Source organism: Pseudomonas sp. Irchel s3h17 (assembly GCF_900187505.1).
Classification (GTDB): Bacteria; Pseudomonadota; Gammaproteobacteria; order Pseudomonadales; family Pseudomonadaceae; genus Aquipseudomonas.
The window spans coordinates 99616-122574 of record NZ_FYDL01000016.1 but is presented as its reverse complement, the minus strand read 5'-3'; the positions used below and the strand labels follow the sequence as shown (position 1 = coordinate 122574).

Annotated in this window: 13 protein-coding genes; 10 read left to right on the top strand and 3 right to left on the bottom strand. The window is 63.8% G+C overall.

What is annotated here, in order from left to right; genetic code table 11:
• Nucleotides 1-171: 171 nt before the first annotated feature.
• Nucleotides 172-1104 carry an SIS domain-containing protein gene (locus CKW25_RS21560; protein ID WP_095082338.1) on the bottom strand — a complete coding sequence of 311 codons (933 nt, stop codon included), beginning with the start codon at nt 1102-1104 and terminating at the stop codon, nt 172-174.
• 237 nt (nt 1105-1341) lie between these two features.
• Here CKW25_RS21560 and CKW25_RS21555 point away from each other — a divergent pair, with 237 nt between their 5' ends.
• From CKW25_RS21555 to CKW25_RS21520, 8 genes are all read left to right on the top strand, one after another.
• The gene (locus CKW25_RS21555) at nt 1342-2382 is read left to right on the top strand and encodes a phosphotransferase (RefSeq protein ID WP_256578002.1); all 1041 of its coding nucleotides are present in this window, start codon (nt 1342-1344) and stop codon (nt 2380-2382) included.
• 191 nt (nt 2383-2573) lie between these two features.
• Complete coding sequence (locus CKW25_RS21550; RefSeq protein WP_095082336.1) at nt 2574-4595, top strand: capsular polysaccharide biosynthesis protein; 2022 nt, start codon at nt 2574-2576, stop codon at nt 4593-4595.
• Nucleotides 4535-5851: a capsule biosynthesis protein gene (locus CKW25_RS21545; protein WP_095082334.1), complete on the top strand. Its 1317-nt coding sequence runs from the start codon at nt 4535-4537 to the stop codon at nt 5849-5851. The genes CKW25_RS21550 and CKW25_RS21545 overlap by 61 nt, the downstream gene beginning before the upstream one ends.
• Nucleotides 5848-6624, top strand: a complete 777-nt coding sequence (locus tag CKW25_RS21540; RefSeq protein ID WP_095082332.1) for an SDR family NAD(P)-dependent oxidoreductase — start codon at nt 5848-5850, stop codon at nt 6622-6624. The genes CKW25_RS21545 and CKW25_RS21540 overlap by 4 nt, the downstream gene beginning before the upstream one ends.
• A complete protein-coding gene (locus tag CKW25_RS21535; protein ID WP_095082330.1) occupies nt 6617-8140 on the top strand; it encodes an LTA synthase family protein in 1524 nt (507 codons plus the stop codon). The genes CKW25_RS21540 and CKW25_RS21535 overlap by 8 nt, the downstream gene beginning before the upstream one ends.
• A 4-nt stretch (nt 8141-8144) precedes the next feature.
• Complete coding sequence (locus tag CKW25_RS21530; RefSeq protein ID WP_095082358.1) at nt 8145-8723, top strand: GNAT family N-acetyltransferase; 579 nt, start codon at nt 8145-8147, stop codon at nt 8721-8723.
• 65 nt (nt 8724-8788) lie between these two features.
• The gene (locus CKW25_RS21525; RefSeq protein ID WP_172736599.1) at nt 8789-10846 is read left to right on the top strand and encodes a capsular polysaccharide biosynthesis protein; all 2058 of its coding nucleotides are present in this window, start codon (nt 8789-8791) and stop codon (nt 10844-10846) included.
• Nucleotides 10847-10849: 3 nt separating this feature from the next.
• Nucleotides 10850-11893 (top strand): phytanoyl-CoA dioxygenase family protein, encoded by a 1044-nt coding sequence (locus tag CKW25_RS21520; RefSeq protein WP_095082326.1) that lies wholly within the window; start codon nt 10850-10852, stop codon nt 11891-11893.
• 1192 nt (nt 11894-13085) lie between these two features.
• Here CKW25_RS21520 and CKW25_RS21515 read toward each other — a convergent pair.
• Both CKW25_RS21515 and CKW25_RS21510 read right to left on the bottom strand, forming a co-directional pair.
• A complete protein-coding gene (locus tag CKW25_RS21515) occupies nt 13086-14438 on the bottom strand; it encodes an aminotransferase class I/II-fold pyridoxal phosphate-dependent enzyme (RefSeq protein WP_095082324.1) in 1353 nt (450 codons plus the stop codon).
• Nucleotides 14439-14460: 22 nt separating this feature from the next.
• Nucleotides 14461-21984, bottom strand: a complete 7524-nt coding sequence (locus CKW25_RS21510) for a type I polyketide synthase (protein WP_095082322.1) — start codon at nt 21982-21984, stop codon at nt 14461-14463.
• Between the two features lie 430 nt (nt 21985-22414).
• Here CKW25_RS21510 and CKW25_RS21505 point away from each other — a divergent pair, with 430 nt between their 5' ends.
• Nucleotides 22415-22660, top strand: coding sequence for a type II toxin-antitoxin system ParD family antitoxin (locus tag CKW25_RS21505; protein ID WP_095082320.1), 246 nt, complete (start codon nt 22415-22417; stop codon nt 22658-22660).
• Nucleotides 22653-22943: a type II toxin-antitoxin system RelE/ParE family toxin gene (locus tag CKW25_RS21500; protein ID WP_095082318.1), complete on the top strand. Its 291-nt coding sequence runs from the start codon at nt 22653-22655 to the stop codon at nt 22941-22943. Before CKW25_RS21505 ends, CKW25_RS21500 begins: the two co-directional genes overlap by 8 nt.
• The last annotated feature ends 16 nt before the right edge of the window (nt 22944-22959 follow it).

Genomic DNA, 22959 nt, shown 5'->3' with positions numbered 1-22959 from the left:
AATCACTGGAAGTACCAGGAACTGCGAGCTGCTGTTGAGTTTCCCTATGAGTCGGTTAAAGATACGATACCGGGGACTGCTGCAGGTTATGGCGAACATGGCGCAGCAAGTTCGCGCAGAAAAATGGATCCGTTATCGGGTCCAGTTACTCTTTGTGAGCATGCAGCTGGATCAGTCGAAGATCTCAACCACACCCACAACAGCACCCTCATGATCGGTAACGGCCAACGCTCGAATCTTGTTGTCGAGCATATAGGCTTCTGCCTCTGACATCTGTGCATTGTCCTTGATGGTGTGCGGATTGACGGTCATGAAATGGGCAACGGTAGAGTGAATCACACTCTGGTTTTCCAGCAACGCACGACGCAGGTCGCCGTCGGTCACGATACCAACCAGTTTGTCCTCTTCCATGACCACGGTCAGGCCCAGGCGGCTTTGAGTCATCACCAGCAAGCAATCGTGAAAACTGGTTGCAGGGGTAACGGCCGGCGCTGGGGAATGCATGACGTCACTCACGCGGGTCAGCAGTTTACGGCCCAAGCTGCCACCAGGGTGGAATCGGGCAAAGTCCATGGCCTTGAACTCCAGGGCTTCAATCAAGGCCACGGCCAGCGCATCCCCCATAGCCATGGTCGCCAGAGTCGAAGTAGTCGGCGCCAGGTTGTTCGGACAAACCTCACGCTCGACAGAGATGTCCAGCCAGATATCCGCGTGCTTGACCAAGGTCGACTTGCCGTTACCAGTCATGGCGATGAACTTATTGCCAAATGACTTCAGGCTAGGGATCAGCTTGATCAATTCCTCGGTTTCGCCGCTGTAGCTGATAAGGATCAGCACGTCGCTGGGCTTGAGCATGCCCAGGTCACCATGAAAGGCTTCCGCCGGGTGCAGGAAGAAACTTGGGGTACCGGTGGAGGCAAAGGTCGCAACCATTTTTTTCCCGATCAAACCGGACTTGCCCATGCCACACACGACTGCGCGCCCCTTGCAGCCGAGGATGAGTTCGACGGCATTCTGGAATTCATCATCCAGGCGGCTGGCCAATTGAGTAACTGCCTGCGCTTGGGCGATAAGGGCTTCTTTTGCTATTGCAAGGTGATTCATTTTATGACTTTCGTCCCTGAGCAACGTGGCATCGAGCCGCGAATTTTATGGTTTATGCAACATTTAGCAAAGTCCCTTTACTGCCGGGCAGGCAATTTAAACACTTTGATGCCCATCCAACCTGCAACAACCGACCTCTCGGCAAACTTTTCGTTGTGCCTTTGCTCTGTATGACGCAGCATATTGTTACCAAAACCGCTATAAATCAGCCATGTGGCGCTTGTCTAAGTTGAAGTCATGAACCTGGATCTACATCCCCTGCAAGGTTGCAGAACGCTCTACCGTTGGCAACACGGTCACCTGGAACACCATTTACGCACCCTGCACCCTCAATGGGGCGAGCGCCCCCTGACCATCACCAGCCAGGACCTGGCCTCCAACGCCTCATTCGTCAACTACGTGCGCCACCATCGACTGGTCGACCCCTGCACGGGCCAGGACCTGGAACTGGTGGAAAAATCGATTCGCAAAGTGGCCTTCATCGGCAGCCAGGAGGCCCGTTTTTATCGAGCCCGGGACATGCTCAGGGGCAGCAAGCACTTTCACTACCCCGCCTGCCTCGGCGTCATTGAAACCCCCTGGGAAAGCCTGATTTTCACCGGCTTCGCGCGCGGTAAACCGCCACGCATGCAGGCCATTGCCAAGCAACTGGCGCTCGGTATCGCCGAACTGGAAAGCCTCAGCCACCGCTATCTGAGCCAGCAGCCGTGGCACAAGGCCCCGCTGTTCTGGAGCATGGACTTCTTTCGCCCCTGGTTCCTGCTGCGTCCACGCTTCAACTTCGCCCGCTGCCTGCCCGAGCTCGAACGCCTGGCCCAGAGCGATGAGCGCTTCAATGGCCTGGCCGACTCGTTCAAGGCTTTCGAGCCGCTGCTGGCACGCCTGGGCCGGGCCGCGCGCCGCAGTCCCCGCTGCATCAGCCACATGGATTACCTGCGCAAGAACCTGTTCATCGACAATGGCCAGCTGCAATTGATCGACTGGAGCGAGGTCAAGGTCGGACGCGTGGGGTTCGATGGCGGGGCCTATCTGGGGGCCTTGTTCCGGCGCAAGGACATGCCGGTATTCCTCACCGCCCGGCAGCAGTTCCTGGACGCCTACCGCGAGGCCCTGCCCGCCGGCTTCGACACCGGGGAAGCGCTGCGCAACCTGCACTACATGTTCCTGCTCAATGCCCTCTTCCATTGCCTGCGCCCGGAAACCATTGCCGAGTATCAGGAAAAACAGCGCATGCCGGTGCTGCGACAGAAGTACGACTACTTGCTCAGTTTGCTGTGAGCTTGGCGAAAGGGCGTCATCGAGGGTGATAGCGAACACTTTTCGGACTCTTCCTACGTATTTGCCCGAAAGACAGTTCTCCATCTGTTAAATTGTATTAACATTCGCGCGATATTATTCAGGGGCAATGGCTTTTCCATCGGCATTGCCTTGCGCAATCGATCACTCTAATGGATTTCCGCTCCACGTTTATGGATGACGTTTCTCATCGCCCGCGCTTGTTGATCCTCTCCAAGGGTGCTCAACGCATTGCCACGCTGCCCTCGCTGCTGCCCGATTACGCGCCGCACAACGGGACTGTGGGCGATATGGAACACGCCGACTGCGTGATGGCATGGGGGCGCAAGCCCAGTGCGCTCAAGGCCATGACCGAGGCAGCGAAAGCCAATCGGCCCATCCTCACACTCGAAGACGGCTTCCTGCGTTCCGTGGGCCTGGGCGCTGACGAACCGCCGCTGTCGTTGATCGTCGATGACATCGGCGTGTACTACGATGCCAGCGCGCCTTCGCGCCTGGAACAGTTGATTGCCGTCCCCCTGGACGATGCCGCCACCCTGCGTGCGACGGCGCTGCAACTGCTGTGGCAACAACAACGGGTGTCCAAATACAACGATGCCCGCATCGAACACCCCGACCTGCCCGCCGACTGCGTGCTGGTGGCCGACCAGACCTTTGCCGATGCCTCGCTGCAAGGTGCCGGCCCCTCCGACTTCAGGGCGATGCTCGAAGCTGCCCTGGCGAGTTTTCCTGCCAGCACGATCCTGCTCAAGGTTCACCCGGACGTGGTTGCCGGCCGCAAACAGGGACATTTCGACCTGAAGGCGCTGGCAAGCCATCCACGGGTGCAGATCCTGGCGCGTAATGTTCACCCCGCCGAGTTGCTGCCGCGCATGCGGGCTGTGTACGTGATGACCTCGCAGCTGGGTTTCGACGCATTGCTGTGGAATGTGCCCGTTCGCACCTGGGGCATGCCCTTCTATGCTGGCTGGGGGCTCACCAATGACCGCCTGCCGGCACCGTCACGGCGCCAACCGGTGAGCCTTGCACAGCTGGTACACGCCAGCCTGGTGCGCTACCCGCGTTATGTCAGCCCCGAAACCGGTCAGCCATGCACCCCGGAAGCGCTGATCAACTGGTTCGGCCTGCAACGCCGCCATCGCAGTGCGCTACCCGGTGCCATCCAGATGGTAGGGTTCAGTCGCTGGAAGCACCCCCTGGCAAAGCTGTTTTTCGATGGCACGGCCATCCGGTTCATCAAACCCAAAAAGCGCGCTGCGCAAGGTCTTCCTGTAGTCTCCTGGGGCTGCAAACATGACGCCGCCCTCGAAGCGCACCCGCTCCTGGTCAGCCGGGTGGAAGATGGCTTCCTGCGTTCGGTCGGCCTTGGCGCCGGCAAGGCCCGCCCCCTGTCCTGGGTAGTCGACGATCTCGGTATCTATTACGACGCCACGCGCCCCTCGCGCCTGGAACGCATCCTGCTGAATCAGCATTTCTCCCCCGAACTGCTGGCCCGGGCACAAGCACTGCGCCTGGCCATCTGCCGCGCAGGCGTAACCAAATACAATTTGCCTGGCAACGACTGGCAGCGTCCACCCCTGGCGCAACGGGTGATCCTGGTGACCGGCCAGGTGGAAGACGATGCCTCGATCCGCTTCGGCGCCCATCGCATCCGCAGCAACTTGCAACTGCTGCAGGCGGTGCGTGAGCGCAATCCCGAGGCATGGGTGCTGTACAAGCCGCACCCTGAAGTGCTGGCCGGTACCCGTGCCCGAGGCGACGACGAAGCACAAACGGTGCATTGGTGCGACGAGGTCATCGGCAATACGCCCTTGCAGCAATTGCTCGAAACCGTGGACGAGGTGCACGTGCTGACCTCCCAGTCCGGCTTCGAAGCCTTGCTGCGCGGTGTGCCGGTCACCACCTATGGCCAGCCGTTCTATGCCGGCTGGGGGCTGACCCGGGATGTCGACCTGCACCCCGACGTGCAAGCCCGGCGTGGACGCCAGTTGAACCTGGATGAACTGGTGGCGGGCACGCTGCTGCTGTACCCCACGTATGTCAGCCGCATCACCAACCGCTTCACCACCGCTGAACAGACTCTCTACGAATTACAGAATTGGCATGCTTTACCGCAGCCAGGAGCAACATCCCGATGGCAGGACTTGAAACAGCGCTTGAGCAGCTTGTTGGGCATGAGACGCCTGAGAAGCTGAAGGCGCGGGCAACGGATCGCCCTCCTGCGCCTCATCCGCGCAACAGCTTTCTGTTTTTGCAGGGTGTCAGCTCGCCGTTCTTCGCCCGACTGGCCAAGGCCCTGCGGGCGATCGACCATCGCGTGCACAGCATCAGCTTCAACGTCGGCGACCTGCTGTACAGCACCGGTTCGCGCAGCGTCTATTCGGCGCACCCGCAGGAACTGGAGGCGTTCTACAGCCAGTATTTCCACGACCACCAGGTCACCGACCTGGTGCTGTTCGGTGACTGCCGCCCTGTGCATCGCCCGGCGGTGGCCCTGGCCCGGCTGCAGGGCATTCGTGTGCATGTGTTCGAGGAAGGTTACTTCCGCCCTTATTGGGTCACCCTGGAACGCGACGGTGTGAACAACAACTCGCGCCTGCCACGGGACCCGGACTGGTTCCGCGACGTCGGCCAGCACATTGCACGCTATGACAATGGCAACCCGTTCAAGCTGTCCTTCGTCGCCCGTGCCGCCCATGACATGCTCTACCACAGCGGTGGCGCACTGAACAAACTGTGCTTCCCACACTACCGCACCCATGCACCGTACAGTGCGGCCACGGAATATGCCGGCTTCGTCCGCCAGGGCATACGCCTGCTGTTTGCCGCGCGTCGCGACGATGCTCGGGTGGCCGAAGTCGCCCGCGAGCGGCACCCGACCTTCCTGTTGCCGCTGCAACTGGACAGCGATGCGCAGATCAAGGATCACTCGCCCTTCGCCAATATGTTCGACGTTATCAACCATGTGATCGCCTCGTTCGCCGCCTCGGCGCCGAGCGCCGCACGCTTGCTGGTGAAGAACCATCCGCTGACCCCCGGCCTGGTGAACTACCAGCGCATCACCCAGGCGCTCGCCGGGCAATATGGCGTGGCCGACCGGGTCGACTTCCTGGAAAGCGGGCACATGCCGACGCTGCTCTCGCACATTGCCGGGATGATCACGGTCAACAGCACGGCAGGTGCGTCGGCGCTGCTGCACAAACGCCCGACCTTCACCCTCGCCAATCCGATCTACGCCATGCCCGGGCTGACCCAACAAGGCAGCCTCGACGACTTCTGGCATCACCCACAAGCGCCGGACATGGCCCTGTTCCATCATTTTCGCAACACCGTCATCCACACCACCCAGATCAATGGCGGCTTCTATACCGACTGCGGTATCGAGATGGCCGTGAACAATTGCCTGGACGTGTTGCTGGCAAAGACCTCGAGAATCGAAAACTTCCTATGACGCACCGCTCTTCGCCCCGCTGCATTCTCATCACTGGCGCCACCGGCGGTATCGGTGGCGCACTGGCGCCGGCCTATGCCGCGCCGGGCGTGACCTTGATCCTGCAGGGCCGTCGCCTGGACCGCCTCGAAGAAATGGCCAGCGAATGCCGCGCCCTCGGTGCCCACGTGTTGCTGGAAGCCCTGGACGTACGCGAACTGGATGAACTGCGCGCCATGGTTCGTCGGGTCAGCGAAGCCGAGCAGCCAGACCTGGTCCTGGTCGGCGCCGGGCTCAATACCGCCGTGGGTAGCCATGGCGAAGCCGAGCGCTGGGACGACAGCCGCGCCCTGCTCGAAGTCAACGTGATGGCGGCCCTGGCCACCGTTGAGGCGGCACTGCCGGCCATGCGTGCCCGCGGCAATGGGCAGATCGCCCTGTTCAGTTCACTGGCGGGTTGGCGCGGGTTGCCGGTGACGCCGACCTACAGCGCCAGCAAGGCGGCGATCCGCGTCTACGGCGAGGCGATCCGCGACTGGCTGGCCCCGGAAGGGGTGAAGATCAACGTGATCCTCCCCGGCTATGTCGAGTCGAAAATGTGCTTCGAAATGCCCGGTCCCAAACCCTTTCTGTGGACCGCCGAAAAGGCGGCCCGACGGATCAAGCGCGGACTGGCGGCGAACCAGGCCCGCATCAGTTTCCCGTTCCCGCTGAACCTCGGCACCTGGCTGTTGGGGGTGATTCCGCAGCGCCTTTCTTCGTTTATCCTGCGTGGTCTGAATTACAGTGAGTGAATTGTCCATCCTTCAGGTCGGCATCGTCGGCCTGCTCCTCACCGTCCTGATCGAACGCCTGCTGACCCCGCGCCCGAACCTGCGCCGCCCGTTGAGCTGCTGGCTGCTGCACGGCGGCTTGTGGTGCGTGGCCCTGGCGGTGCTGTATGGCGCGACCGCCCGCCCGCTGTTCAGCGGCATCAACGTACTGCTGCTGTGGCTGTTGATCGTGATGGTCAGCAACGCCAAGTACCATTCCCTGCGCGAACCGTTCGTGTGCGCCGACTTCGAATACTTCAGCGATGCCGTGCGTTTCCCGCGCCTGTACCTGCCGTTCTTCGGCATCGGCAAGGCCGCGCTGCTGGCAGTGGGCTTCGTGATTTACCTGTGGGCCGGCTTGAGCTTCGAACCGCAAGTCGCGGGGGGACGCCTCAGCGCACTCTGGCTGGGCCTCGCGGGCGTGATCCTGCTGAAGCTCGGCCACCGCCGCAGCGTACCGACTTTCGATGCCGAGGCCGATGTACGGCGCTGGGGCCTGGCGGCCAGCCTGTGGCGGTACTTCTGGGCTGCCCGCGCACCGGTCGACCGCAGTGCACTGGGCTCGCCGTTCAACACACCAGGCGCTTGCCCACCCGGCATGCCCCTGCCCGACCTGGTGTCGGTGCAGAGCGAATCGTTTTTCGATGTGCGCGACCTGTGGCCTGGCGTCAAGCCCCAGGTTCTGAGTGAATACGACCGCCTTGCGGAGCAATCCCTGGCCCGTGGCAAGCTGCAAGTGGCCGCCTGGGGTGCCAACACCGTGCGCACCGAGTTCGCCTACCTGACCGGCATCCCCGGCGACCGCCTCGGCGTACACCGCTTCAACCCCTACCGGGTGCTGGCCCGCCAGGGCTTGCCAAGCATCGCGGCGCACCTCAAGGCCCTGGGCTACCGCACGGTCTGCATCCACCCTTACGACGGCAGTTTCTACGGACGCAACACCGTGCTGCCGGCCCTGGGGTTCGATGAGTTCATTGACGTGCGCGCCTTCGACGACTCGCAAAAGGCCGGGCCGTTCATTGGCGATTGCGCCGTGGCCGACAAGATCCGCGAACTGCTCGAAGACCCGGCCCGCAGCCAGCCGCTGTTCATCCATGCGGTGACCATGGAGAACCACGGCCCGCTGCACCTGGAACACGTCGACGCCGCCGAGTTGCCGACCTGGTTCGACCGCCCGCTGCTCGTCGGCATGGACGACCTGGCCCCCTATCTCCGCCACATCGCCAACGCCGATCGCATGCTCGGCAAGCTGCGCGGCACCCTGCTCGCACAGCCACGGGAAGCACTCCTGTGTTTCTTCGGCGACCATGTGCCGATCCTGCCGAACGTGTACCAGGCCATCGGCGCGCCGGCCGGCGACACCGATTACCTGATCTGGTCCAACCGGCGACACCCCGGCGCCAGTCCTTGCCCGATCCGCGTTGACGCGTTGTCCAGCCGCCTGGTTGCCTGCGCCCACGAGGAACGCTCGCCCTCCGCTGTTGCCGGCGTGGCTTGAAGTCGTGGTGACTATCGTACTGGGGTCGAGCCTGGCACCGGACCTGACCGCCGACCCCGCGCTGTCGCGGATCGTCACGGACGGGCGCGGCTCGCTGGCGTTTATTCTCGGCGATACCGCCTGCCGCCAGCGCCTGCTCGGCACCAGCATTCACTGGGACCGGGTGCTGCTGGCCTTTGAAGACGGTCAGGCCGTGGGTTATGCCGCGTTCAAGCATCAGCTGCGCGGCCCCTTTGCCTTGCACCCGCAACCCTTTGTCCGCGAATTCGGCTGGCTGCGCGGCTGGCTGCGCTTTGCCGCGTTCTGCCTGAGCGAGTGGCGCGAATGGCGCTATCCGTTTCTGCTGTACGGCCTGCGCGTGAACAAAACCGCACGCCAGCATGGCGTCGGCTCGGCACTGGTCCAGGCGTGTTGCGCACAGGCCGCGGCCAGCGGTTTCAAGGACGTGTTCCTGGAAGTGCCACTGGACAACCAGCGAGCACGCGAACTGTACCTGCATAACGGCTTCCGCTTGCTGCGCAAGCGCTGGGTGCCGTGGCCACCGGTGCGCACCATGCACCGACGCGCGGAGCCCGCCCTGTGAACGGCCTCGACAGACCCGCGATCACCCTGCAGCCTTTGGTCGAAGGCCCCGGCTGGATCGGCATCATGTCCCAGTGGGTGGCGTGGAAGGTCCTGCACCTGCCGCAATTCCTCGGACCGGAAGGCTCGCCATTCTGGCTGTGGCGGCGCGGGCGACATGCTCCCAAAGGCCTGAAAGCCATTGCCGGCATTGGCTACAAGGACTCCTCGGCCCGGGCCCGGGTGTTGTGTCAGCGCTGGGGCTTGCCCTACATCGCCCTGGAAGACGGATTCCTGCGCTCGTCGTCCCTAGGCATCGAGGGCGACACGCCGATGTCGATGGTGGTCGATCCGGTGGGTATCCACTACCTGGCCGACCGCCCTTCGCTGCTGGAAAACATCCTGCAGGATCCCGGCAGCCTCAGCCCTGAAGAACTCGACAGCGCCCGGCAACTGATCGCACTGATGCGCAGCAGCGGCATCGGCAAATACAACAATGCCCCGGACCTGGACCCGGACGACCCGCTGGGCCGTGATCGGCCCCTGGTGCTGGTGGTGGACCAGACCGCCGGGGACTACTCGATTCCTGGTGGCGGCCTGTGTGAAGCCGACTACGTGCGCATGCTCGATGCGGCCCTGGCGGAAAACCCGGACGCCGAGGTGCGGGTGCGCATTCACCCGGACTGCGTGGGTGGACAAAAACCCAGCTGCCTGCTGGCGGCCGCCACGGCGCGAGGGGTTGGCCTTGAGAGTCGCCCGGTGTCCTGGGCCTCGCTGGCCCGCCGCGCCCGACGGGTGTACATCGGCACCAGCCAGGCGGGGCTCGAAGCCTTGATCCAGGGCATCCCGGTGACCTGCTTTGGCCTGCCCTTCTATGCCGGCTGGGGCCTGACGGACGATCGCATGCCGATCCCCCGGCGACAGGCGCGGCCGGACCTGGTGCAACTGGTGGCCGCCGCCTACCTGCGTTATTGCCGTTATGTCGACCCGCTCACCGGCCAACCCACCGACGCCTTGACCGTGGCCCACCAACTGGCCCGCAAGAAAGCCCGGGACGCCGAGTTCGCCGGGAACATCACCGTGCTGGGGGTCAAGCGTCACAAGCAGCACAACATGCGGCGCTTTTTCGAAAGCCGCTGGGGTCGTCTGGACTTCGCCGAAGACAGCCCGACGCTGGTCAAGGAGATCGCCGCCAAGCGCGGCAAGCTGCTGGTGTGGGCCGCTCGCGAACCGGCCGGCCTCAAGGTTCGCGCTGCCGCGCTCGGGGTGCCGTTGTGGCGCGTCGAAGACGGTTTCCTGCGTTCCAGGGGGCTTGGCGCGCTGAACGCACCGGCCCTGTCCTTGGTGCTCGACCGCAGCGGCATGCACTTCGATGCCAGCGCCAGCTGCGACCTGGAACACTTGCTGGAACACGCGGACTTCGACGCCGACAGCCTGGCCGAAGCGGCCCGCCTGCGCGAACGGATCGTGGCCTGCGGCACCAGCAAGTACAACCTCAAGCATGACGCCGATAGCCCGGTGTGCGCACGACCTGGCCAACGGCGGATCCTGGTGCCCGGCCAAGTGGAAGACGACGCCTCGCTGCTGTGCAGTGGCGGCACCTTGCACGACAATCTCGAACTGCTCAGGCAAGTGCGGGCCAGCGCGCCGGACGCCTGGATCGTCTACAAGCCGCACCCGGATGTGGAAGCCGGCAAACGCCAGGGCGCCGTGCCTGCGCAGTTGCTGCACGGGCTGGCCGACCAGGTGCTGCCCGGTGCCGACATCGCTCGCCTGTATGCCCAGGTCGACGAAGTACACACCCTCAGTTCCACCTCGGGTTTCGAGGCTTTGCTACGCGACCTGACCGTGGTGACCTACGGTACGCCGTTCTATGCCGGCTGGGGTTTGACCCATGACCACCAGCTTTTGCCGCGCCGGACCCGGCGCCTGACCCTGGACCAGTTGGTAGCCGGCGCCCTGTTGCGCTATGCGCGCTATGCCGACCCCCAGCAAGCTTTGCCCTGCGATGCGTGGCATGCCCTGACATGCCTGTCGACCCCTCGCCCGCCGCGCCTGACGCACCATCCGCGCCTGCTGCCGCTGCTCAATTACACCCGGACCATGCTTGGCTGCGCTCGCGCAGCGGTCCCCCTCAAGGATTAGACCATGCCTGCATCACTGAAGGACCTGGGCCGTTATGCGGCGCTGCCCTGGCATTGCCTGCAGCTGTTGACCCACGCCAAATCGTTCGAGAACAACCCGGTAATCGGCAGTGCCCGGCTCAATGCCCTGGGCCTGCATGTGCAACGTCGCCAACTGGCCATGGGCATGGCCGCCATGCGCCGCCGGGCCTTGGCGCCTCGGCTGGAGGCCGGGGAGCTTGCCAGCTTCGAGGAGCAGGGGTTTTTCGTTCGCGAGAACGCACTGCCCGCCGAACAGTTCGCCGCTCTGCGGGCCGAACTGGGTGACCTGCGCAGCACCGGCTGGGAAATGCGCCAGGGCAAGGCCGTGACCCGGCGGGTCAGCCTGGACCAGGATGTCCTGGCCCGAAACCCGGCCAGCGCGGCCTTTGTGGCCGACCGCAGTGTGCGCGACCTGATTGCCTATGCCTCGTCGAACACCGGCGGGATCACCTATCAGTTGCAGTCCATCGTGATCGATGGGGTGAATGCCGAGCAGGACCCGCAAACCCGCCTGCACGCCGATACCTTCCATCCGACCGCCAAGGCCTGGCTGTTTCTCGATGACGTGGCCGACGACCAGGGACCGTTCAGTTACGTCCCGGGTTCCCATCGCCTGACACCGGAACGGCTGGCCTGGGAGTATCGCCAGAGCCTCGGCGCGGCACGCTCCGACGAGCAGATGCACCGCGAGGGCTCGTTCCGCATTCACGAACACGAACTGGCCGGGCTCGGCCTGCCGGCACCGCGACGCTTCTCGGTACCGGCCAACACCCTGGTGGTGGCGGACACCTCGGGCTTCCACGCCCGCTGTCCAAGCCTGCGCCCCAGCCACCGGGTGGAAATCTACGCCAGCCTGCGCCGCAACCCGTTCATCCCCTGGCGCGGCGCCCACCTGTTCGCCCTGCCCTGGATCGCCAACCACCACATGCGCTGGGACATCCGCCTCAAGCGCCTGATGGGCTTCGACAAACGCAGCCACTGGCGCTTCATCGAACAGCTCAACGCCTACGAAAAGCCCTACATCTGATCCACAACAGCCGCGGCGTGCCAGACACGCCGCCTTCGCTGGCAAGCCGTTCAATCAAACATGAACGCCATCCCCGTGGCGAGGGAGCTTGCTCCCGCTGGCGTGCGCAGCGCGCCTTGAGCAGGCGCTGGCAGTCTTGCAGAAAGACCTCGGTGCCGTTTTGGGGTCTGCTATGCAGCCCAGCGCGAGCAAGCTCGCTCGCCACAACAGCATTGCCCAGCCTGATGCGTATGGGCGCTGGCAGTCGTTCAATCAAGCATGAACGCCATCCCCGTGGCGAGGGAGCTTGCTCCCGCTGGCGTGCGCAGCGCGCCTTGAGCAGGCGCTGGCAGTCTTGCAGAAAAACCTCGGTGCCCTTTTGGGGTCTGCTACGCAGCCCAGCGCGAGCAAGCTCGCTCGCCACAACAGCCTTGCCCAGCCTGATGCGTGAGGGCGCGGGCAGGCCGTCCAATCAAGCATGAACACCAGCAGCCTTGACCAGCCTGATGCGTGTGGGTGCTGGCAAGCCGTTCTATCAAGCGTAAACACCATCCCCGTGGCGAGGGAGCTTGCTCCCGCTGGCGTGCGCAGCGCGCCCTGAGCAGGCGCTGGCAGTCTTGCAGAAAAACCTCGGTGCCCTTTTGGGGGTCTGCTACGCAGCCCAGCGCGAGCAAGCTCGCTCGCCACAACAGCCTTGCACAGCCTGATGCGTGAGGGCGCGGGCAGGCCGTCCAATCAAGCAAGAACACCAGCAGCCTTGACCAGCCTGATGCGTGTGGGTGCTGGCAAGCCGTTCAATCAAACATGAACGCCATCCCCGTGGCGAGGGAGCTTGCTCCCGCTGGCGTGCGCAGCGCGCCCTGAGCAGGCGCTGGCAGTCTTGCAGAAAAACCTCGGCGACCTTTTTGGGGTCTGCTACGCAGCCCAGCGCGAGCAAGCTCGCTCGCCACAACAGCCTTGACCAGCCTGATGCATGTGGGCGCGGGCAAGCCGTCCAATCAAGCATGAACACCAACAGCCTTGACCAGCCTGATGCGTGTGGGCGCGGGCAGCCGTCCAATCAAGCATGAACACCAACAGCCTTGCCCAGCCTGATGCGTGTGGGCGCGGGCAGGCCGTTCAATCAAGCATGAACACCAGCAGCCTTGCCCAGCCTGATGCGTGTGGCCACGGGGGCTTAACAGCCTTGCCTGTATGCCGGTAACCCGTCGCGTCAGCCGATCCTGGCCATTTCTTCGGCAACGATGGCCACGGTGCGGGTGATTTGCGCTTCGGTGTGTTCGCAGGAAACGAAGAAGCGCAACCGCGCCGCGTGCTCCGGGACAGCCGGGTACAGGATCGGCTGGGCATTGATGCCCCGGTCGAACAAGGCGCTGGAGAGCCGCCCGGCCTTGAACGAACTGCCGGTGATCACTGGAATCACTGCAAGCCCGGTACTGGTGGCCGTGTCGAGGCCCGCCTCCTTGGCCAGCCGCAGGAACAGTTCACCACGGGCCTGTACCGCCTGCACCCGCTCGCGATCATGGGCCAGGCACTGCAACGCCGCCAGCGCCGCCGCCGTGACTGACGGTGGCATGCCCACGCTGTAGAGGAAGCCCGGCGCAAGGAACTTCAGGTGCTCGACCAGCGCCGTGTTGCCGGCAATGTAGCCGCCGCAACTGGCGAGGGTCTTGCTCAGGGTACCCATCCAGATATCCACGTCATCGCCCGCCAGGCCGAAGTGCTCGCGAATACCCTTGCCGGTTGCTCCCATCACCCCCAGCGAATGCGCCTCATCGACCATCAGGAAGGTCTTGTGCTTGTGCTTGAGCTCGACAAAACGCGGCAAGTCCGGGTAATCGCCATCCATGCTGTAGATCCCTTCGACCACCACCAGCACCCGCTCGAAATGCTGGCGCTGCTCACCGAGGATCCGGTCCAGCGCTTGCCAGTCGTTGTGGGCAAAGCTCAGGCGGCGCGCGCCGGACAACTGGATGCCCTGCAGCACACTGTTGTGAATCAGTTCGTCGTGCAGCACCAGGTCCCGGGGGCCGAACAGATAGCCGATGGTGGTCACGTTGGTGGCATGGCCACTGACAAACACCACCGCGTCGTCGACCTCGTACAGGCTGGCCAGCTCGCGCTCCAGTTCACGGTGCAACGGACGATCGCCCGACACCGGACGACTGGCCGATACCGAAGTGCCGTATCGGTCGATCGCTGCCTTGGCCGCCTCGGCCACCATCGGGTGACCGGAGTAACCGAGGTAGTTGTAGCTGGCGAAGTTGACGTATTCACGGCTGCCGATACAGGTCTCGGCACCCGCCGTCCCCTCGTGCATGCGAAAGAACGGGTTGGCCAGGCCCAGGCGCGCGGCGCTCTGCTGTATCACGCGCAACTGCTGATAACCGGGGTGCTGGTCGAAGCGATAAAACGCTTCGGGCACTTTCAGCGCGGCCTGTTGCGCTTGCTCCAGAGTCGCACCACCCGCCGTGTCGCCCGCCTCGCTGCGACGGCGTTCCAACGCTTGCTGGATCAGCCGCTGCTTGATACCGACACTCAGGCCGGTGGTCGTTGTTGCAGTCATCGGGCTATTACTCAATCAAACATCACTCAATCAATCGGTTGGGTGCCGCGGCTCTGTCGGCCAGTTCGGCATTCATCTCGGCCATTTGCTCGCGGCTCAATTCGCTGCCGTGGCGAGCCAGTACGTTCTCGGCCAGGGCCACAGGCGCCGGGGCCTGATCAGCCCCCGCTTCACCGCGCAGCAGGTCAAGAATGCGCACACTGAGCTTGTCGATGCTGGAACTCTCGCTGAGCTCCATCACCGGCAGACGAACACCGAAGCGCTCTTCCAGCGCCACCACCAGTTCGACACTCATCAGCGAGTCCAGCCCCAGTTCCTGCAACGGACGCTGGGTGTCCAGGCGGGCAGCCGGCAGCCGGAGGATCTCGCAGACTTCGTGCTTGAGCAATTCGACGAAGCGCTCCAGCAGTTGCTCGTCGTCAAGCTCGAGCAGCATGCGCTGGATGTCCTCGGCGTCATTGTCGTCGTCCTGATCCCCGCCGTGGGCGCGGACCAGTTCCTGGAAACGCGGGGTCGCCGCGCTCGGCAGGAAGCGCGACAAGGCCTTCCATTCCAGCTCCAGCACGCCGATGCCGTCATCACCGCCGAGCAGCATCTGCTCCAGGTGCGCCAGGGCCACGTCGGCCCGCAGCGCAGCACCGCCCATGCGGCTTTGCAGGGCGTCCTTGATCTGCTCGTTGCGGGCCAGGAAGCCCACGTCGTCGATGGCGCCCCAGAGTACGGCGGTGGCAGCCAGGCCTTGGCCGCGACGATGGCGGGCCAGGGCTTCGAGCCAATAGTTGGCCGCAACGTAGTTGGCCTGGCCGGGATTGCCGAACAGGGTGGTGGCCGAGGAGAACATCACGAAGAAGTCCAACGGCAACTCACGGGTCAGTTCATGCAGGTATTGCGCACCCTTGGCCTTGGGCTCCAGCACACGCTGCAGTTGCTCGGCGTCGAGGTTGCGGATCAGACCGTCGTCGATCACCGTCGCCGCGTGCACCAGGCCGCGCAACGGATAAGGGCTGGCCGCAATGCGCTGGAACACACCGCGCAGTTGCTGCACATCGGTGATGTCGCACGCCAGCGCCTGCACATCGATACCCTGGGCCTGCCAGGCCGCCAGGCTCGGCTGGGCCTCGACACTGGCCGGACCACGACGACCGAGCAGCACCAGGTGCCGGGCACCCTTGTCTACCAGCCACTGGGCGGTACGCAAGCCGAAACCGCCCAGGCCGCCGGTGACCAGGTAGGTCGCCTCGCCACTGAGTTGCAGCTGTTGCACCGGCTGTTCGCGGGTTTCCACCAACTGTTCGATCGGGTTGCCATAGGTCACCACGATCTTGCCGATCTGCCGCGCTTGCTGCATGTAGCGGAACGCTTCGACCACCTGGTTGGCATCGAACTCGCGAAACGGCAGCGGATGCAGGATGCCCTGTTCGAACAGTTCCATCATTTGCCCGAACAAGCGCCGCGTCAGGTCCGGACGCTCGCTCATCAACTGGTCGGCGTCGATACCGAAGTAGCTGATGTTATTGCGGAACGGCCGCAAGCCGATGCGGGTGTTCTGGTAGAAGTCGCGCTTGCCCAGCTCCAGGAAGCGCCCGAACGGCTTGAGTACCCGCAGATTGCGGTTGATCGCTTCGCCGGCCAGGGAGTTGAGCACCACGTCGACGCCACGCCCACCGGTCACGGCCAGCACTTCATCGGCGTAGGCCAGGGAGCGGGAATCGAACACCTTGTCGACACCGAGCAGGCGCAGGAAGTCGCGCTTCTCGTCGCTGCCGGCGGTGGCGTAGATCTCTGCACCGCACCACTTGGCGATCTGGATCGCGGCAATGCCGACGCCGCCGGCTGCGCCGTGGATCAGCACCTTCTCGCCCGGCTCCAGGCGTGCCAGGTGATGCAGGGCGTAGTAAACCGTGAAGAAGGTACTCGGGATGGTCGCCGCCGCCTCGAACGACATGCCTTGCGGAATCCGCGCCACGGCATTGGCGTTGGTCACCAGCCGGTTGGCAAAGCTGCATGGACCGAAGCCCACCACACGGTCGCCCGGGGCGAAATCGCCGAGCACATCGGCGCCCTTGCCCTGGACCACACCAGAGAATTCAAAGCCCAGGGTCGGGCCGGAGAAGCCGTTCTCGATAGCCTCATCGGACAACAGGCCAAGGGCGAACATCACGTCGCGGAAGTTCAGGCCGGTGGCGCGCACTTCGATGTCCAGCTCATCCGCTGCCGGCAGGCGCGGCTCGCGGACTTCCCAGCGCAGGTTGCGCAACTGGCCGGGCAAGTCGAAGCCCAGGCTGATGCGTTTGTCGGCACCCGACGTGGCGCGGGAGTGTTCCTGTAGAACACGCAAGCGCGGCACATAACGCTGACCGTCGGCGCTGATCGCCACCTCGGTCTCGGCATCGGCGTGCAACAGCGCCGGGATCAGGCTGGCAATCGGCGCCTTGAAGGCCAGGTCGAGCAGACGGATACGGCAGCTGGCGGACTCGTTCGCCAGGGTACGGCCAAAGCCCCAGAACGCGGCATCGGCGATGGCGTCGACGTCTGTCGCCGTGTCGGCGCCATAGAAGTGACCGGCCGCACCCCGGGTCAGCAGCCAGCATGACGGGGCCATGCCCCGCGACTCGCACGCCTGGACCAGCGCGGCGGCCTGCAGGCAACGAGCACCCTGGGCATCCAGCCCCTGGTCGCCGTCGAACCCGGCCAGGTGCAGCACCTGCTCCGGCGCCTGATCCAGGGCGGCCAGTTGTTGCGCCAAGGCCTGGGCATCGCCCGGAACCAGCAGGCTGACCTGCTGGCCTTGCTCACGCAGGGCCTGGGCCAACGCTTCAGCAGCGCCCTGCCCGGCCTCGGCCAGCAGGGCCCAACGCTGTGGCACTGTCTCGCCCTGCGGGGTCATCGCGCCCGCCGGTTTATCGGCCAGCAGCAGGTAACTGCCACAGGCGCTGCCCGGCAAGGCTTCAAGAGTGTGTGTCAGGATCAAGCCGTGGCGTTGCACTTCGTGCTGCCAGAACTGCGGACGCTGCTGGCGGGACAACGCCTGCTCAGGGCCGGCCAACCACCAGTCGGCCTGGGCACCGAACACAAAGTCGGCCCAACGCGCCGGGTGTTGTGCCAGCAACGCCAGCTGCCCGTGGGGGTTGAGCTGGCTCGCCGCCTGACGCAGGGTTTCACCCACGGTATCCAGAGCGGCCAGGTCGGTCGGCATGAGCACCCAGTCGTAGCCACTGCCCTGGGCCAATTGATCAAAGCCCAGGACGTCCAGGGCCGGGCAATCGACGCGCAGCATTTGCGCCAGCTCCGGCTCTTGCACGCAATAGCTGTAATCGACACGATCGAAATCGATCCCGGCGTACAGCGACTCGGCGAAGGACGGCCCGCCAAAGCCCAGTTCCAGCACCCGCAGACGCTGCCCAGCCGGCAATGCGGCCAGGCGCTGGGCGAGGGTTTCGCGCAGGCCGGCGAGTACACGCTGCTGACCGGACGCCCCCAGCACCAGGCGCAACAGGTTGGCGCCGCTGGTTTCCCGTGGCAGCAACTGCTCAAGGGGCTGGCGACCGTCGAGCAATGCCTGCAAATGGCGGCCGATACGGCCCACCGAATGAATGATCTGGAAGTGTTCCGGGTAGCACTGGAACAGCTCCTGCCAGATGGCCTCGGATGCTGGGCGCTCGCCCGTCTCGACAACGTGCCAGGTGCCGTCGGCATCGCGGCTCAGGCTGCCGTCTTCCAGGCCATGACGCAGCAGCGTCAGGAGGTAGTCGCTCGGCACGCCGTCCGGCTGCGACCACAGGGCAACCTGCTCGGCGCTCAAATCGCCACCGACCTGGTCGATCAGGTCGAGCACGAAGCTTGAACACAGGACATCGAGCAGTGGTTCGACCTCATTGAGGTAACGAACCTGCACCGCCTCGTCACCCAGCCCGTGCAGATGAGCGGCCAGCGGAGTGCTGCCGTGCGCTTCACGCAGTACGGGCACCACCTGACCTGGCGCGGCGAGGCCGACATGGGCCAGGCGCTTGATGTCGCCGGAACGGTCGCGCTGCAGGCGCACCCCACGGAAACGGGCATCCTTGATAAACAGTACGGCGTCGCCCGCGGCGTCGTACAGGGTGAAGTCCACCAGCAACGAATGCTCGGTGCGCTTGAGCTGCCGCACCTCGGCCAGGCACGGCACACCGCCGGCCTTGGCAAAGGCAATGCGACCGAGCTTGACCGGAATGAACGCCAGGCCCTTGTTGCTGCCAGGCGTGCCGACCAGCAACTCGGTGATCAACTGAAATGCACCATCGAGCAAGGCCGGGTGCAGGTGCAGTGCGGCCAGCTCATGGGTGATGGCGTCGGGCACGCTCAGTTGCGCCAGGATGCACGCCGGCTCGACCCACACCGCCGCGACGGCCTGGTAGGCCGGGCCATAATTCAGGCCGACCGCACGGGTCAGTGCCAGGTGCTGCTCACCCGTGAAGTCCGCCGGGCGTTGCGGCAGCGCCGGGGCACGACCGCCGAGCATCACACCACGGGCTTCGCCAGGCAGACGGGCGACCACGTGCTGCACCCACTCTTCACGCTGGGCCAGGCTGCGGGACGTGATGCGCAGGGTGCCATCGGCTTCCTCGATGTTGACCCGGATCTTTTTGCTGCCTTCGTTACCGAGCAACAGCGGGTTGTGAATCTCCAGCTCTTCGATGTCGACGAACTCGCCTGGCTGGTGCAACAGCGCCACGGCCAGTGCCAGTTCGGTGAAACCAGCACCGGGGAACAGCACCGCGTCGCCGACCTTGTGGTCGCCCAGAGTCGGGAACAGTTGCGTGTCGAGGCGATTTTCCCAGGTCAGGGTGCGGTCGGGCAGAGGGTAGCCCAGCAGCGGATGCACCCGCTCGCGTTGCAGCACACCGAACGACTCGGCGCTGACGGGCAACTGGAAATGCTCGCGCTGCCAGGCGTAGTTCGGCAGGCGCAGGTTGTTACCGGCCACCGGGAAGTGGGCCTGCCAATCCGGCTCGGCGCCGGCAATCAGCAGCCTGGCGACACAACGTTCCAGCAGAGCAGGACTGTCGTCCTTGCGCTGCAGCGTGGCAAGCACCTGACCGGGCAGCTCGCGCTGGGTCAGGGCATCGGTCACATAGGAGCGCAGGATCGGGTGCGGACCGACTTCGACGAACAGGTTGAAACCCTGCCCCAGCAGCGCGTCCATCGCGCCCTGGAACAACACCGGGAAGCGGATGTTCTGCCACCAGTAACGGCTGTCCAGACGCTGGCAGTCCAGTTCGCCACCCACTACCGTGGAGTAAAACGGAATGCGACCGGTGCATGGACGAATGTGAGCCAGGTCGGCGATGACCTGTTGCTCGATCGGATTCATTGCCGGGGAGTGGAAGGCGTAATCCAGATCCAGGCGACGAACGAACACCTGGCGCTCGGTCAGCACCTGCTCCAGTTCGGCCAGGGCCTCGACGGGACCTGCAACCGTGGCGCCACGGGCGCTGTTTTCGCCCGCCACGACCAGACGGTCGTCCAGGCCCAGCTCCACCAGCACGCTCGCGGTGGCTTCGCCCGACAGCCCCACGGCGGCCATCTTGCCGTTGCCACGGGTCAGTCCTTGCAGGCGACTGCGATGGAAGATCACCTGGGTGGCATCTTCCAGGCTCAGGGCGCCACTGGCCCAGGCTGCCGCCACTTCGCCAACGCTGTGCCCGATCACGGCCGCCGGATGGAAACCCTGCGCCGCCAGCACACGGGTCACTGCAACCTGTAGAGCGAACAGCGCCGGTTGCGCGATCTCGGTGCGCACGTAACGGTCATCACCGTTCTCACCCAGTAGTTCGGCACGCAGCGAGTAGCCGGCCAGCGGCTGGAACAGCCCATCGACCTCGGCCACTGCTGCTTCGAACAGCGGATTGCCAAGCATCGCCCGACCCATGCCCTGCCACTGCGAACCGTTGCCGGAGTAAACGAACACCGGGCCCTGGACCTTGTCCAGTGCCTGGCCAACCTCGACCACCGAACTCAGCTCGCTGAGACTCGGATCCTGGGCATAGTCGGCCAGGGCCTGCGCGGCCTCGGCCGGCTCGGAACCAATCAACACCAGGCGATGCGGGTGGGCATCGCGACGGAACATGGCCTGGTAGGCCACATCGTAGTAATTGATCTGTGGGTGCGCTGCCAGGTATTCGGCAAAGCCCTCGGCCGTGGCACGCAGGCCTTCGGCATCCTTGGCGCTGAGCAACAGCGGCAGGCGTCGTGTATGCGTTGCTGCCGTGGACGCCGGCAGCGGCTCGGCACTCTGCAGGATCACGTGGGCGTTGGCACCACCAAATCCAAACGAGTTGATACCGACGGTCAATTGCCCTTCAGGCTTGAGCGCTCGGCTTTCGGTGACCACCTGCAGGTTCAGGTCGGCAAACGGAATATTCGGGTTGAGTTCCTCAACGCCGATGGTCGCCGGAACTTCCCGCTCGATCAGGCAATTGAGCGCCTTCATCAGGCCGGCAACACCGGAGGCTGCTTCCAGGTGACCCAGGTTGCTCTTGATCGAACCGATCGGCAGTGGGTTGCCAGAGGCACGGGCCTGGCCCAGGGCCTCGCCGATGGCGCGGGATTCGATCGGGTCGCCAACGGCCGTGCCAGTGCCGTGGGCTTCCAGATAGTCGAGTCGGGACGGATCGATCCCGGCCTTGGCATAGGTGCTCTTGAGCAGAGCCGCCTGTGCATCGGCACTCGGCAAGGTCAGGCTGGACTTGCGACCGTCGGTGTTCACCGCACTGGCAGCGACCACCGCGAGAATCGGGTTGCCATCGGCCAACGCCTGGTCGTAGTCCTTGAGCAGGAACAGACCCCCGCCCTCGGAGCGCGCGTAGCCGTCACCGTTTTGATCGAAGGATTGGCAACGCCCGGTGCGCGACAGCATCGAGGCCTTGGCGAAAATCATGAAGCCGAATGGGTGCATGTGCAGGCTGATGCCGCCGGTCACCGCTTGATCGATATCGCCGCTGATGATCGCCTGGCAGGCCTGGTGAAAGGCCACCAGCGAAGACGAGCACGCCGTATCGATGGCCATGCTCGGCCCGCGCAGGTCGTAGAAGAAAGACAGGCGGTTGGCGGCAATGCTCATGGTGTTGCCGGTGGCCGTGGCGGCATCGATCGACGCCAGGTCTTCCACCAGGCGATACGCTTGCTCGACACCGGCGATCCCAAGGTACACACCGCAATTGCTGCCGCGCAGGCTCGAGGGCTTGATGCCCGCGTTCTCGAAGGTTTCCCAGCACATTTCCAGGAGAATGCGCTGCTGTGGGTCCATCACCGCTGCTTCCCGCGGCGAGATGTTGAAGAAACCCGCATCGAAGGCACTGATGTCGCCCAGGCTGCCGGCGGCAAAGGTATAACTGGTGGCCGGGTTGGCTTTGTCCGGGTGCAGGAATTCGGCGTGATCCCAGCGCGAGGCGTCGACCTGGGTCACCAGGTCCCGCCCTGCCATCAGGTTCTGCCAGAAACTGCTGGTCGTGGAACCGGGGAAGCGAAAAGAACAACCAACAATTGCTACCTGTCTAGGCTTTGTCAAAATCCATTCCTTTAAAACACTACCGGACACCGTCCCATCCTGCGGACAGCCGCATGCCTGGCCGATATATTTTGGGCAAGTCGTTAAACGTTACCTGAGGATTATTCTGTGATCTGGAGGTTACCTTGCCAAGCACCTGTTGAAAGCAAGGCTGTCCCTAAACGCTGGGCGCAGGAGGTCTTCAGAAAATATGTCGGAATAATACGCGGTCTGGACGGCAAGGGAAAACACTAAGCAGTGGCTACCGCATGAAATGTTCGAGATGGTTCACATGGCGAGACTCTGTTGAGGGGCAGCCTACTGACCATCACTCACCGCACTAGACCAAGAAGCCTTCTGCGCATGAAGAAACAAGCGCCCACGCATTCTCGATTCCGCACCAATAGTATGATAATTTCACACCATTGATTACTGCCCAGGAGGCTCAATCATGGCAACCGTGCGAAAAACCATCACTGTGACCGACCAACAGGACAGCTGGATCAAGGCTCAGATCGAAGCGGGTCATTACACCAATGACAGCGAATACATCCGCGACCTGATCCGGCGCGAACAAGAGCGAAGCGCCGAGGTTGAGGCTATTCGCGCAGCACTGAGAGAGGGGGAATCCAGTGGCAAACCCCGTCAATTCGACTCCGAAGCATTCAAGCGGCGGATGCTGACCGCGCATGGCTGAATATCGTCTAACGCCTGCTGCCGAGCGGGATCTTGAGGGGATCTGGGTTTACACTGTCCAGCAGTGGGATGTAGCTCAGGCTAACCGTTACATCGACATCATGACGGCCGCTTTTACGGAGTTAGCGCAACGGCCCAAAACAGCATCGGCCTGCGACCAGATCCGCTCCGGTTATCGCCGCCGCAGTGTTGAGCGGCATATGATTTACTTCCGGATCACAGTTTACGGGATTGCGATCATTCGTATCTTGCATGATCGGATGGATGCACCGCTGTATCTGTAACGGTTGGCACCTGCTT

What these genes read in the sequence shown, in the direction of transcription:
- CKW25_RS21560 (WP_095082338.1), bottom strand. Translation starts at nt 1,104, where the DNA reads ATGAATCACCTTGCAATAGCAAAAGAAGCCCTTATCGCCCAAGCGCAG.
- CKW25_RS21555 (WP_256578002.1), top strand. Translation starts at nt 1,342, where the DNA reads ATGAACCTGGATCTACATCCCCTGCAAGGTTGCAGAACGCTCTACCGT.
- CKW25_RS21550 (WP_095082336.1), top strand. Translation starts at nt 2,574, where the DNA reads ATGGATGACGTTTCTCATCGCCCGCGCTTGTTGATCCTCTCCAAGGGT.
- CKW25_RS21545 (WP_095082334.1), top strand. Translation starts at nt 4,535, where the DNA reads ATGGCAGGACTTGAAACAGCGCTTGAGCAGCTTGTTGGGCATGAGACG.
- CKW25_RS21540 (WP_095082332.1), top strand. Translation starts at nt 5,848, where the DNA reads ATGACGCACCGCTCTTCGCCCCGCTGCATTCTCATCACTGGCGCCACC.
- CKW25_RS21525 (WP_172736599.1), top strand. Translation starts at nt 8,789, where the DNA reads ATGTCCCAGTGGGTGGCGTGGAAGGTCCTGCACCTGCCGCAATTCCTC.
- CKW25_RS21520 (WP_095082326.1), top strand. Translation starts at nt 10,850, where the DNA reads ATGCCTGCATCACTGAAGGACCTGGGCCGTTATGCGGCGCTGCCCTGG.
- CKW25_RS21515 (WP_095082324.1), bottom strand. Translation starts at nt 14,438, where the DNA reads ATGACTGCAACAACGACCACCGGCCTGAGTGTCGGTATCAAGCAGCGG.
- CKW25_RS21505 (WP_095082320.1), top strand. Translation starts at nt 22,415, where the DNA reads ATGGCAACCGTGCGAAAAACCATCACTGTGACCGACCAACAGGACAGC.
- CKW25_RS21500 (WP_095082318.1), top strand. Translation starts at nt 22,653, where the DNA reads ATGGCTGAATATCGTCTAACGCCTGCTGCCGAGCGGGATCTTGAGGGG.